Consider the following 13325-nt stretch of genomic DNA (forward strand, 5'->3'; position numbering starts at 1 on the left):
GCGCTCCTTGATCAGTTGGGTTTGGAAAGCTCCGGCAGGGTGGCCAGCCAGTGTTCAATCCCGGCCACCTCGCTGCGAATGAATGCCTCGTCCCGGAAAGCGGTGGCCATGACCGCCGCTCCCTGGGACCAGGCGAGAAGATGCAGCGCCAGTCCCTCAGCCCGGTCGCCCGCGCCAAGTGCCCGAAATTGTCCGGCGAGCCAGTCGCGGAACAGGCTGAAAATTGCGGTCGCGTGGTCCTGCGCTGCGTGATCGAGTTTGGCGAGTTCCAAGCAGAGCGTCCCGACCGGACAGCCGAAGGCCATGATCTTGGTCCGGTTTGCGATCAGCATATGGATGAAGGACAGGATGCGCGTGCGCGGGCCGTCGCCCGTGGTCTCCCAGCCATCGAGCATCGCGCGGGTTCGCTCCATCCGGAGCGAGATAACGGCATCCAGTATGTCGTCCTTGGTTTTGAAGTGGTGATAGAAATTCCCGCGCGAGATGCCCACGGCTGCGGCGATGTCAGCAAAGGAGGTGGCTTCGAACCCGCCCTCGTAGAAGAGAGCATCCGCCTTTTCGATTATGAGGTCACGGGTTGATGATGCGGGCATGGGCGGTTGTGATCCTGTGAGCCTCAACCTTCCAGGACAACCGTCCTAGATGGTCAACCGCCGCGGCAATAAATGTCAGCTTCGTTCGCTTACGAACGACTGCTGTGCGCCCTCGTAATGGTCATCGAGCCACCGGTCGCTGTCGCCGCAAAGCGGACATGACGCAGTGACAACGCGGGTCGCAGTTGCGCCAAACCGCCACTCCGCCCCATGCGGGTGATTAGATCACGAATTCCTCCTCGTACGTCTGTGGCTCGGGAACGACCGTAACCTCCACCGGAACGATCCAATTGGCCGCGTAGCTCTCGCAGTCGGAACGCGGGAGCTCGGGCTGCACGCACCCCGCCCCATCGATCGCGCGACATCGCAATATATATCGCCCGACTTCTTCAGGGGTCCACATGTACTCCCACAAGCGCCATGCAAACGGACGTTCTGTTTCGAGGAGCCTTCCCTCGCGCCAGCCCCTGCCATCTCCGGTGCAGACCTGCACCTGCCGGATAACAGCCTCTCCGCTCCAGGCGGCTCCGAAAATCCGATACGGTTGGCCGGCGATGAGATGCGCCCCCTGCACGGGACGCGCGATCTGCGCTTTGACCTCCATCTCCGCAAGCGGGACCAGCCTGGGTTCCCCGAGGCTGCGCTCCCAACGGAAATAGTCGCGCGCCTGCCAGTAGCCAAGGAACGGTTGCTCCACAACCGTGATATGCGTGATCCACTTGACCCAAGCCATGCCGAACCAGCCACCCACGACCGCGCGTAGCGGGTAGCCGTGATCGCGCGTCAACGCCTCCTCGTTCATCGAATAGGCAAGGATCGTGCTGTGAGCCATTGCCTTCTCAAGCGGTAAACTGCGCGCAAAAGCGATGGGGCCGGGAGAAGCCGTTTTCTTGTTCGTGTCGACGACGCCGCTGTCTGCGCCTACGAGCAGAACCTCACGTGCGGTTCGCTTAACGCCCGCCATTTCCAAAATCTCGCGCAGAAGAACACCTGTCCACGCGGCATTGCCGACGGCTCCGTTCTGCCACTGCAACCCCTCCTTCGGCGGCACATAGTAGACGCGCCCGTTCCCTGCGCACTCGACGACGGCGGTGAAAGTCGTGCTCCGCATCGCCTTGATGCTGTCGAGGTCAAGTTCGATTGGCCGCTCCACCGCCCCGCCAACGTGCAATCTCCAGTCTCGCGCATCGAGGTCCGGCGACGCGAAATGGTTTCGCACGAAGAACAGCTCGGTTGGGATCAGCCAATCGGAGAGCGACGCAAACGGAAACTCGGTGTTCTGTGGGGATTTCTGTCGAACTATTAGACTGGGTTGCTCTGGTGTCGGCATCGTCCTCGTCTCCCCTTCCAAGAGCACAACGTTGGCACTCGGTCGCGCGAATTCCGGTTCGATCACACCGCCCCTCGCAGTGCGTCTGTCGCGTTCCGCCCTTCGGTTGCATTCTAGCACATGCCGCACGTTCCTCGGATCGACCTCGAACGGCAGCAAAGGGCCCGAATGCTGCTACATGCCCACGTCTCTTTTGCGCCCCAATTTCCGCCATTCAGACCACCGTTGCAGCTTCCCGAAAGCTGACGGTCTGCTAAGCCGGCACTAAGGCCTCGAATGGGGTGGTAGCGGTTATGCCGCCTGTCACAGGTCCTGGAACACCGCCCAAGGCGTTGATGTCAATGCGGGCATCCAAAATATCAAGTACTCCCTCGCGGCCTCGTCTAGGCTATCCGCCCGCGTGGTCGCTGCCACCGTGCGCGGCGATGAACATGGCGACGGCCGACCGGCAATAGGATTCGATCTCGTTATCGTCCTCTGCTCTCGCCTCATCGAAGCGTGCGACAATCAGGAGATCGGAGCCTTTGAAAAGTGCGGCAAACAAGCGGGCGGACCGGAGAGGATCGGGCACGTTCAAAGCCGCCTTCGCGTCCAACTGACGCAACAGGGCCTCGATTTGGGCGGTGATATGGGCGGGGCCGGCTTCGTAATGGACCTTGCTCAATGACTTTTGGTTCGGCGTGTCGGCCATGACCATGGCTTCGACGTTGCGGACGTCCGGGCGCAACAGCGTGCGAAGCAGCGATGATCCCACCGCCATGAGCTGATCTTCGGCCGAGCCGTCGACGCCTTCAAAAAGGGCCTGTGGTATTAACTGCTGGCAGCGGGCCGCAAAGGCCGCTCCAAACAGCGCCTCTTTGTTCTCGAAGTGCCTGTAGATGCTGAGCTTGGATATCTTCGCTCGCTGGGCGACCTTGTCCAATGTCGTCGCTTGAAAGCCCAATTCCGCAAAGAGTTCGCCCGCGGCGTCGACTATGGTTTGGCCGAGCGCCTCATTGGCGGGCCGGCCTCTCCTGCCTCGACTATTTTCGCTCACGATAATTACAGTCCTTGACAGTATCGTTATTCGTGAATTATGATACTACGCAGTCTCGGAAATTCCAAGAGGTGATTTTATCGTGTCCTCCAGATCAGGTTTGCCTTGGCCGCAAGGCGATATCCAATGCGCATCGCTGGACGATATTGCGCGCCAGGCACAGCCTAAGTCCCTCCATCCGCAATACGGAGCCCATCACCATGGATGACGTCATCATCGTCGGCGGCAGCTTTGCCGGTCTCGCCGCCGCCCTGCAGCTCGGCCGTGCCCGTCGGAAGGTCACCGTTCTCGATACAGGCCTGCCGCGCAACCGCTTCGCCGGCCACTCGCATGGCCTGCTCGGCCACGATCACAAGCCACCGCCGGATATCCTGGCCGAGGCGCGGCGGCAGTTGGCGCGTTATCCTGCGATCAATTTGGTCAATGCCCGGGCCGACAGCGTTTCCGGCGCTCTCGACGATTTCTCTGTCGTCACTGGCGGTGGCGAACGCCTTGCGGCGCGCCGCCTGATCCTGAGCTATGGCATCACCGACCAGATGCCCGATGTGCCGGGCTTTGCCGAAAGCTGGGGCACGTCCATCGTGCCCTGTCCCTATTGCGATGGCTTTGAAGTCGCAGGCCAACATTGGGGCCTCGTCTGGTCCGGCCCGCAGTCACACAACCAGGTCAGGCTGTTCCACGATTGGACCGACAGGTTGACGGTCTTCGCCGATGGTCACGACATTCCGCCCGATACCCGGGCCGATCTGGAGCGTCGCAACACACCCATCGTCGACGGCCGGATCACTGAAATCACCCGTCATGGGGGCCATAACCCCACCCTCAAGCTCAATGTCGGCCCCGATGTCGCCGTCGACATCCTGTTTGCGCATCCGCGCAACAAGCCGTCCGCAAGCCTGCATGAATCACTGGGTCTCGCCACGGTCGATACGCCCCTCGGCATCGTCCTCAAGGTCGACGAGCGCCGCGAAACCAGCATGCCCGGCATCTACGCCGCCGGCGACCTCGCCAACCCCCTCATGGCCTCGGTCACCACGGCATCATGGCAAGGCGCGATGGCGGGCATCTTCGCCCAGCAGTCGATGCTGGTTTGAGAGCACAGATTGGAGATGAGCATGGCCGTCGAACCGGACAGCGCGGGTGTGCGCTTCCCTCCGCCCTTCGTCTATCTGGGAGCGCTGCTGTTGGGGCTGGCGGCGGAGCGGTTCGTCACCCTGCGCTCTTTCGGCATCGACTGGCGGTTGCTGGTCGCGACGGGCGCGCTGCTGTTCGTTGCCGGCGCGGCGATGATGCTTTTGGCGGCGGGGCTGTTCCGACGGCTGGGCACCAACATTCCGCCGTCGCAGCCAACGACCCTCATCGCAACGACCGGTCCTTATCGGTGGACCCGCAATCCCATGTATCTCGGCATGGCGCTTATCTATGCCGGGCTTGCGATCGGCTTCGACGGGCCGATCGCCTTCGCCTTGCTCCCGTTGGTGCTGATCGCGATCCAGACGCAGGTGATTGCCCGCGAGGAGCGCTATCTCGAAGCGAAGTTCGGCGACGACTACCGCCGCTACAAGGCCGAGGTTCGCCGCTGGCTCTGACTATTTGGTCACCGCTTGCCGCCACAAATGAGCCGTCGACGCACCGCACGCCGATGTCTGCTTTCGAGAAGCGGTAACCAAGAGCGGACAGACCGCCACGCGCCCCCAAGTCAGACACTGAGCAGAGCACGTTGGTATCCCAGAAGCGGACATGCATAGACGCCGCCGAGCTGCAGGTTTGCGCCACTTCCAGACCTTACCTCGGAAGCTGCGGTCGACGCGTTTCGACCCTTCTCAGACCTTCCATCGAACCTGAGGCTAAGGCAAACCTCTGACCCAAACGGGCCGTTCCCGAGCGCCTCTGGTCGCCCGAAAGCGGACCTTCGCCCGGATCAAATGCGCAAGGCACGGTGCCACAGCCAATTTGTGCATCCTTGGCTATTTCAGGCTGAAGCGCTTATGAGGAACTCCTTGACCGCGGTTTGAGCCTGGGATGTGGCGGCGTCGTTGTAGCAGACCGAACGGGGGTCCTCTTCCTTCCTGCCGTTTGAGGCCGGTGGGATACGCTTATTCGGCCGTCTTCTTGTATTGTGCTGCGCGGGCCGCAGCGATGCTGTATATTACTACCTTGAGGGTCGTTCTGGGAGGGGCGACGGTGAACGTCGGGTCATGGCTCGAGAGCTTGGGCTTTGGGCAGTATGCCGCAGCCTTCGACAGCAATGCCATCGACGCCGAGATGCTGCCGAAGCTCACGGCAGAAGACCTTAAAGAAATCGGCGTCAGCGCTCTCGCACACAGAAAGAAAATTCTCGAAGCAATCGCTGCACTCAGCGGTGGCCAGGCGACTGCATCCGTCATCAATCCTCCCCACCGACTGACGCCGACCCGCCCGCGCGAAGCCGAGAGACGCCAACTCACGGTAATGTTCGCCGATCTCGTCGGGTCGACAGGTCTGTCCACCCAGCTCGACCCGGAGGAAATGGGTGCATTACTGCGCCAGTTCCAAAACACCATAGCCGGCGAAGTGGTGCGTTTCGACGGATATGTCGCCAAACTGATGGGAGACGGCGTCTTAGCATATTTCGGCTGGCCGCAGGCGCATGAGGAAGATGCCGAACGCGCCGTCCGAGCAGGGCTGGCAGTCGTCGATTCCATCAAGGCGCTGTCTGAGAAGGACGGTCAACAGCTTTCTGTCCGCATCGGCATAGCGACTGGCCTGGTAGTCGTCGGGGATCTGGTCGGCGCGGGTGCCGCGCAGGAGAACGCTGTGGTCGGCGAAACACCCAATCTCGCTGCCCGCCTGCAGAAACTGGCCGAGCCGAACACGGTGGTGATTTCGGAGCTCACGTGTCGGCTGATCGGGAAGCTTTTTGAGGTGAAGCGAATCCGGCCTCAGAAGCTGCCGGGTTTCGAGACCCCCACCAGTTCGTACGTCGTCCTTGGGGAGGGCCGGGCTGAAGGCCGCTTCGAGGCTCTCCACTCCGGCGGTACAGCGCCGTTGGTGGGCCGCGATCTTGATATTGCACTACTGATCGACCGATGGACCCTTTCTGCTTCCGGTGAAGGGCAAGTCGTCGAACTGTTCGGGGAGGCAGGAATAGGCAAGTCGCGAATTCTTCAGGAGCTGCGCGAGCGGCTGAAACAGGAAGCCGTCACCTATTTGCGCTACTTCTGCTCGCCTTACCACGCGCAGAGCGCGCTTCATCCCGTCGCCGACCAGCTGCTCAGGGCCGCACGCATCGACCGAACCGACCCGCCGGACAAGCAGCTGGCATTCCTGGAGGAGGTGCTTGCGGCGACGCGAGACCCGCAGGAGGCAATCCCCTTGATTGCGTCTTTGCTATCAATCCCCACCGGTGACCGATACCCGAAGCTTGACCTGATGCCGCAGATGCAAAAACGACGCACTTTCGAGGTGTTGATTGAACAACTTGAAGCACTGGCGAGGACCAAGCCGGTTCTCATGCTGCTTGAGGACGCCCACTATCTTGATCCGGTTTCGGCCGAACTGTTCGATATAATTGTCGATCGTATTCAACAGCTGCCCGTCATGCTGATCACCACGTCACGTCCGGAAAGATCTCCTCGCTGGAATGGTTTCCCCCACGCCACGCTGCTGACATTGAACCGCTTGAGCCGCTCCCAAGCGGTCGCAATCGTCACCGCGATGACTGGAGGAAAGCAGCTGCCGATATCCATGCTTGACCAGGTCCTCTCCAAGACAGAAGGCGTGCCGCTTTTTATAGAGGAGTTAACGAAGGTCGTAGTGGAATCCGGCCTGCTCAAGGAGCGCGGCCAGGATTACGTGTTGTCCGGGCCGTTGCCCCCACTTGCCGTCCCGGCGACACTGCACGACTCCTTGATGGCACGCCTCGACCGGCTCGCCTCCGTCAGGGAGGTTGCCCAGGTTGGCGCGGTCATCGGGCGGGAATTCAGTCACGAGCTGTTGGCATTGGCCGCCGGCATGGCGGAAGCCGAATTGGAGCGGGCGACGGAACAACTTGTCAATGCAGGCCTCGTGTTCCGCCGTGGAGGCGAAGGCCAAGTCACGTATGCCTTTAAGCATGCTCTGGTGCGGGACGCGGCTTACGGGAGCCTGCTCTTAAGCAGGCGGCAGCAGCTGCATGCCCGCATTGCCCACATCCTGGAAGACCGGTTCCCGGAGACGGTCGCCGCTGAACCGGAGTTGCTCGCCTATCATTTCAGCCAGGCTTCCCTCATCGAGAAGGCCGTTGAGTACCACGAGAAGGCCGGACGGCGGGCACTGTCGCGTTCGGCCTTGTCGGAGGCCCTCCTGCGCTTTGAGAATGCATTGAATGGACTGGCTTCACTTCCGCCTTCTCGGCAGCGCTCGCGCCGCGAGCTTTCCCTGCAACTGGCCCTGGGCAGCGCACAAGTGGCGGCGCATGGGTTTGCAGCGCCGGAAACGGGGGCTACCTACGGAAGGGCAAACGATCTGTGCGAGGAGTTGGGCGAAGTGCGGGAGGCGTTTCCGGTCCTCTACGGCCTTTGTTTGTACCATCTATACGCCGCCGAACTGACTGAGGCCCGTCGCGCCACCGACAGGCTGCTGGAGCTCGCCAGCAGCAGTAACGACCGGGGTCTTTCCTTCTTCGCGCACAGGGCCGCCGGGGTGAGCGCCGTTCCAGCCGGCGAATTTGTCCGTGCCCGTGCTCACTTGAAGGAAGCGCTGGCACTCTATGACCCGCAGGAGCATCGGTCGCCCGCATTCGTGTATGCCTTCGACCCGCGTGTCGTATGCCTGGATTATTTGGCGCGCACGCTGTTGGCACTCGGCTCGCCCGATCAGGCGCTTGCCACCAATGATGAGGCGGTGGCCGAAGCAAGAAGCATGGGGCACCGCAACAGTCTCGCCTTACCGCTGTTCTTCGGCGGTGTGATCCGCCAGATCATCGGCGACCGGGAAGCTGTGAAGCTCCGTGCCGCCGAACTATTCCAAATATCAGGAGAGGCAGGATTCCGGTTTTGGCAGGCGGGCGCGACAATCCTCCAGGCGTGGGCGGCCGCCGAGGATGGCGACATGGATCGTGCCCGGACGGAGTTGGAGAGGGGCATCGGCGGGTGGCTGGCCACCGGGGCGCGGTACATGTGCCCATACTTCGCGGCTCTTCGTGCTCAGATCGAAATGAAAGCCGAAAAACCAGAAGTGGCTCTCCGATTGCTCGAGGAAGCCGAGGAAATGATCGAGCGAACCAACGAGCGTTGGTTCGCGGCCGAAGTGTTCCGTCTCCAAGGGGAGGCGATTCTTTTAATTGGATCCGAGAAGGGAAAGGTGGCTACCGAGCGCTTCCGGGACGCGCTGGCAACAGCGCGCGCACAGGGCGCACGGTTTTGGGAGCTTCGTGCAGCGGTAGGACTGGCTCGCGCCCACCCTGAAGCGGGTGCACGGGAAGACCTTGCTGAGATTCTCTCGAGCTTCACCGAAGGAGCAGAGTTACCGGATCTGCAAACCGCTCAAAAGCTCGTGGCAGCGTTGGGGTAGTCAACGTCCAGGGAGGATGTGATGTCGGAGATGGATATCCGTGCGATCGTAAGCCAAGCGAACGATCGTTGGAACGCAGCGTTCAATCGGGGAGATGCTGCAGCGGTCGCGGCGCTTTACACGCCGGACGCAACCGTCCTGCCGCATACGCATGCCGTAGTTAAAGGGCAGGCGGCGATCGCTGATTTCTGGGCCGGGTTGATATCGGCAGGGATCAAGGAACACGGCATCGAGTTGCTCGACGCCCAAGCGGCGGGGGATCTCGCATACTCCAGCGGCAAATGGTGGGCGACCGGTAGCGGAGAAGATGGAAAGCCGGCCCAATTTGAAGGGACAATCGTCACCATTTTGCGAAAACAAAATGATGGGTCCTGGAAATTGTGCCTTCACACTTGGAACTGATTGGCCAGGCAACTGGCGCTCGCCTCTGGGTTAACAGGCCATCGCGCGAAAGTCCGCTCTTGAGAAGCGCCGTGAGTGTCGGCAATGGCGCAACCTGCTCGTTCCCGATGGGCACGACGAAAGACGGTCTTTCACCCCATGCGGACCTCAGCATCCTGACGTGCAAGGTCCACTTGGGTCAGGAGCGGTAGTCGGCGTTCGTCCGCCAAAAGTGCCAATTCACGACCGCTTGAGTGCGGGGTCGTCGAGCGCCGGATTGTAGAAGAGCGAGAGCGTCAGGCTTCGCGCGATGCGCTCTGCGGTGGCCATGAACCAGGCCTTCGCGTCGTTGTTCGGTGCAATGTCGTCAAGCGTCGCGGCAAAGAGCGCCAGCCATTTCGGGAAAAGCTCCGGTGACATGTTGGCGATGCCAAGATGCGCCTGGACCGGCTTTCCGCCGTAAGCGCCACTGCGGAAGGCGACTGAGGACCAGAAGCTTTTCATCTTCTCCATGTGCTCCGGCCAGCGCCCCGAAAGCCTTGCGTCGAACACGGGACCGAGCTCCGGATGCGCGAGCACCCGGCCATAAAACGTGTCGACCAACCGACCGATGAACGCGTCATCGATCCCGAGTGCTTTCATTTCCGCTTCCGCGCGTTCGCGGATCGCTGCGGGTTGCGCAGCTCGAGCCTGCAGTTCGTCGTTCATTCCATCGCCTGATGCATGCGTTCCCGTAAATCGTACTCGATTTAGGGAGCACATGCCGAAATTCAAAGTGCTGCAGCGCCCTTTGCGCGTCCGATTGGACGCGCGGCGCTGTAGGATCTAAGGAAGATGCAGTCGTCTTGCTGCTTTGTCGGCCGACGACGACCAGATGGTAAAGGACACCCAATGAAACTCGGCTTTATCGGCACCGGCGCGCTCACATCCGCGATTGTTGCCGGGCTAAAATCGCTTGCGGATAATTCCGTATCCGTTCTCCTGTCGCCTCGGAATGCGGAAATCGCGGCAGGTCTCGCTTCCCGCTTTCCGGACGTGCGCGTGGCAACCGACAATCAGGCGGTTCTCGACAATTGCGAGACGATCATGCTCGCCATTCGGCCGCAGGTTGCGCATGACGTGCTTTCTAAATTGCGGTTCCGGCCTGACCATCACGTCGTCAGCCTGATCGCCACGCTGTCGCGCGATGAAATCGCGGCTTTGACCGCGCCCGCGGAAAAGGTGACGAAAGCGCTTCCGATGCCGATGATCGCTTACGGGCAGGGCGCGACAATCATATGCCCGCGAGATCCGAGCATGGCCACATTGTTCGGCAAGCTCGGAAAGGCGATCGAGGTAGAGGATGAAAGCGAATTCGACGCGCTGAGCGTCGTCACCGCGACCTATGCCACCTATTTCAAATACCTCGATACGATCCATGGCTGGCTGAAAGACCACGGCGTTGGGGAGACGAGGGGGCGCGACTACATCGCCACCCTGTTCAAGGCTCTCGCGCACGCACCGGAAGCGGCGCCCGAGGCCGGCTTCATGCATCTGGCGGAAGAATATGCAACGCGCGGCGGGCTCAACGAACAGGTCCTGCGCGAACTGACGGACCGCAAGCTATTCGATGCTTTCGCGCAAAGCCTGGACGGCGTGCATCGGCGCATTACAAAATCTTGAGCGGTGCGCGAAGTCGCCTAACTCACGCGAAAGGTGGACGCCTTCTACTGCATGTTTCCTTAAATCGTAGCCGATTTAAGGATAAAAACATGCAGCAATTCGAAGTGCTACAGCGTCCTTTGCGCGTCTGATAAGACGCGCGGCGCTGTAGGAAGAGGCTTAACCGCTCCTTGTCGTGGAGTGGTGCCGAACGGTCACACTTTCAACCTTTCCTCGATTCCGAAGAAGCACGTTGTCTTCTCCCGCCGCACGTTCGTCAAATTCTTCCCCGTCTGGTTGTATGACAGTTTCATGACAGGGAGCAGAAGCGATGAGCCGCGAGAATGTTGCGTTTGTCTGTTCGGTAGCCGCCGGCGTAGCCTTGCTCTTCATCATCGGTCTTTCCCGGCCTGACTTGCTGGTCGAGGACCACCTCGTGGAAAGTCTGGGCGCCTTGGGTTTTGCCACAGCAGCTCTGCTCGCATTAGGAACGGCCATTCGAAGGCGCGCATGCTTGTCCTCAACTGAGAAGAGCATCCTTGCAGGCACGAGCGGATTGTGTTCGATACTGTTCCTCAGCGAGATCAGTTTCGGCGCCCGCATGTTTAATCTGCAGATGCCGGAAATGCGCGGCGGGGGCGAGTTCGACGGCGGCCACGACATCGTCATCGTGGCCTTCCGCTTAGTGAGAGACTCCGGCCCCATCGGCTACCTTGCGGCGGCAATCGGGGCATTGCTTCTCCTGACCTTGGCGACCGTGCTTCTTCATATGTTCCGACAAAAGATCTACGCGATGCTGCATCGAATTCTCGCGAGGGCGTTTGAATGCCGCTTGGCGCTGGCTGTCGCTATGCTCGCGAGTGCCGTAACGCTCGATCTCGTACCATCATACAAGGCAGGAATCCTGGAAGAGGTCCTCGAGTTCGGCGCCAGCGGCGTATTGATCCTTGCGATTATCGCATTTCGGCGCGAAAGGGGAAGCAAGGTGGTCGCACACCCGCCTCCGGGCTCCTTCCTCAGCCGTGATCAAAATGCTCGGGACTTTCAGGCGCTTGGTTTAGCTCGCGAGCGCTTCCGATCTGGAACAAAGCCTTGCGACCCGGCAAGCAGGGCCGGGGCGGCGAGATAGAGGATCGCGGCTATCGTCACGACGCCAATGAAGCCGACATGCATTGCAAGCAGGGCGGCGAGGATCGCGCTCAGCACCGACGCACAGCCATTGATCCCCCACGCCCAGGGAAGAAACTCCTCCGAGCGTGCGCCGACGTGGCTAAGGCCGAGGGGGAAGGGCATGCCCATGAAGACGGCGAGCGGCGCTATGAGGAGGAGGGCGATTGCGATCTTCGCGGCATCCGGGAGTGCCAGCAGCCGTTCGAATACAGAGGGCAGGGCGATCAGGTAGGTGCCGGCCAGGAATGCGATCACCACGACGGCGAGGGTGATGCCGCGCACCGCCGATCCGCGTCCGACCGCCGTCATCCAGCGTGCGGCGACCGCGCTGCCGAGACCTGCGAAGGCGAGGAAACCCGCAAGCACGACAGCGACAGCGTAGAGCGGATGGCCGAGGAACAGCATGAAGCGCTGGATGAAGGCGATCTCGATGAAGAGAAAGGCGAGGCCCAAGGCAAGGAAATAGAGCCCGAAGCGCAGCCGGGGCACGGCGCTCCCGATTGCGCGCCGGCCAAGCCAGAGAGGCAGCAGGATCAGGACTGCACTGAGGATCGCGGTCTGGACGAGTGTCGCCACCAGGATCAGGTAGCCCCAGTCGAGCATCGCCGCGCCGCCTTGGGTTCTGAGCGCCAGGAGTTCGGGCAGGGCGCGCCAACGGAAAAAGTCGAAGAAATAGGGCCGATTGTCCGTCGCCGGGGCAATATCGAACTTGTAGCGCTCGGTGAAGTCGGCGCGCTCAGGGCCGAGGAGGGCGAGGGCCCCCTCGTAGAGATATTCCTGGTCGAGCTGATTGTAGCGGTTCACGTCGCTCGCGGAGATGCCCGGCACCCAGGAGATGTCAAAGAAATTCTCGCCCGCGAAGCCGCGGATGGCTGCGACGTCCTCGCCAGTGAGCGGCGACTTGGCGACGATGAGGGTTGCGGTGTTCCAGCTCCGGATCAGCGCCAGGTGCCGGCCGGGCTGGGACACGCCATCCGCTTCAAGTGCTGCGGTAGCAGTGGCGAACAGCTTGAGAATGTCGCGCGGCGGCACCCGCAGCCAGCGCGTGATGGCGACGACGCCATCCGGTCTCAGTACCGCCAGGTAATCCCGCAGTGCCTCCACGGTGTAGGTGTAGTTCTCATGCATGCTCTGCACGCCGGCCGCGGCCGCGCTGAAGGAGTCGAGGAGCGGCATCTGGATCAGGTCGTAACGCTCGCCCGTGGTCGCAGCGAAGGCGCGCGCCTCGGCTAGATGCAGATTGACGTTCGGTCGGCTGAAGATGCCGCCGACGAAGCTCGCGAAGCGATTGCGAGAGAGCTCGATCATCTGCGGGTTGACCTCTACAGCGTCCACGATATCGGCTCCGGCTCTGAGAGCCAGCAGCACCTGCTCGCCGCCACCAGCGCCGAGGATCAGAATTCGCGGCCGCGCCAGCAGCCGGTACGGGAGCGCCGCCGTTGTCCGGTCGAGATAGGCAACCGTCGCCGGATCGCCGCCATAGGCGGTCATCGCCGTAATGCTGTCGCCATCGCTGAAGACGGCGAGTTGCGCGGGCGGCTCCTGCACGTTGGCGAGGCTGAGGCCCGGCGCGTAGCGGAAAGGCACGGTCGGGCTCTCGACGACCGTCAGCAGTCCGAGCGGGCTCGATCGCTCCTCGACC

11 protein-coding genes are annotated in these 13325 nt (G+C 61.5%); 6 read left to right on the top strand and 5 right to left on the bottom strand.

All coding sequences use genetic code 11. The features are described 5' to 3' along the window. Positions 1-11 precede the first annotated feature (11 nt). From QN224_RS32080 to QN224_RS32090, 3 genes are all read right to left on the bottom strand, one after another. Complete coding sequence (locus QN224_RS32080) at positions 12-593, bottom strand: TetR/AcrR family transcriptional regulator (protein ID WP_283979962.1); 582 nt, start codon at positions 591-593, stop codon at positions 12-14. Between the two features lie 220 nt (positions 594-813). Further along, the gene (locus QN224_RS32085) at positions 814-1923 is read right to left on the bottom strand and encodes a sulfite oxidase (protein ID WP_210267693.1); all 1110 of its coding nucleotides are present in this window, start codon (positions 1921-1923) and stop codon (positions 814-816) included. 388 nt (positions 1924-2311) lie between these two features. Next, on the bottom strand, positions 2312-2959 hold the full coding sequence (locus tag QN224_RS32090) for a TetR/AcrR family transcriptional regulator (protein WP_013851159.1): 648 nt from the start codon (positions 2957-2959) through the stop codon (positions 2312-2314). A 200-nt stretch (positions 2960-3159) separates the two neighbouring features. Between QN224_RS32090 and QN224_RS32095 the strand changes: the two genes are divergently transcribed. The 4 genes from QN224_RS32095 to QN224_RS32110 all read left to right on the top strand — a co-directional run bounded on the left by QN224_RS32095 (position 3160) and on the right by QN224_RS32110 (position 8893). Further along, positions 3160-4053 carry an NAD(P)/FAD-dependent oxidoreductase gene (locus tag QN224_RS32095; RefSeq protein ID WP_136509800.1) on the top strand — a complete coding sequence of 298 codons (894 nt, stop codon included), beginning with the start codon at positions 3160-3162 and terminating at the stop codon, positions 4051-4053. Between the two features lie 21 nt (positions 4054-4074). Further along, the gene (locus QN224_RS32100) at positions 4075-4548 is read left to right on the top strand and encodes an isoprenylcysteine carboxylmethyltransferase family protein (RefSeq protein ID WP_013851161.1); all 474 of its coding nucleotides are present in this window, start codon (positions 4075-4077) and stop codon (positions 4546-4548) included. 595 nt (positions 4549-5143) lie between these two features. Then, positions 5144-8491, top strand: a complete 3348-nt coding sequence (locus tag QN224_RS32105) for an adenylate/guanylate cyclase domain-containing protein (RefSeq protein ID WP_283979963.1) — start codon at positions 5144-5146, stop codon at positions 8489-8491. A gap of 21 nt (positions 8492-8512) precedes the next feature. After that, a complete protein-coding gene (locus QN224_RS32110) occupies positions 8513-8893 on the top strand; it encodes an SgcJ/EcaC family oxidoreductase (protein ID WP_283979964.1) in 381 nt (126 codons plus the stop codon). A gap of 219 nt (positions 8894-9112) precedes the next feature. Here QN224_RS32110 and QN224_RS32115 read toward each other — a convergent pair whose 3' ends face one another. Continuing rightward, complete coding sequence (locus tag QN224_RS32115; RefSeq protein ID WP_283979965.1) at positions 9113-9580, bottom strand: truncated hemoglobin; 468 nt, start codon at positions 9578-9580, stop codon at positions 9113-9115. Between the two features lie 183 nt (positions 9581-9763). Between QN224_RS32115 and QN224_RS32120 the strand changes: the two genes are divergently transcribed. Continuing rightward, positions 9764-10534: a pyrroline-5-carboxylate reductase gene (locus QN224_RS32120; protein WP_173514597.1), complete on the top strand. Its 771-nt coding sequence runs from the start codon at positions 9764-9766 to the stop codon at positions 10532-10534. Between the two features lie 310 nt (positions 10535-10844). Beyond that, the gene (locus tag QN224_RS32125; protein ID WP_173514598.1) at positions 10845-11642 is read left to right on the top strand and encodes a hypothetical protein; all 798 of its coding nucleotides are present in this window, start codon (positions 10845-10847) and stop codon (positions 11640-11642) included. Here the strand turns inward: QN224_RS32125 and QN224_RS32130 are convergent. Beyond that, a partial coding sequence (locus QN224_RS32130) for an SAM-dependent methyltransferase (RefSeq protein WP_283979966.1) occupies positions 11558-13325 on the bottom strand: 1768 nt, incomplete at its 5' end. The two genes, QN224_RS32125 and QN224_RS32130, sit on opposite strands and share 85 nt — an antisense overlap.

It is taken from the genome of Sinorhizobium sp. 7-81 (genome assembly GCF_030124405.1).
GTDB classification, from domain to species: domain Bacteria; phylum Pseudomonadota; class Alphaproteobacteria; order Rhizobiales; family Rhizobiaceae; genus Sinorhizobium; species Sinorhizobium psoraleae.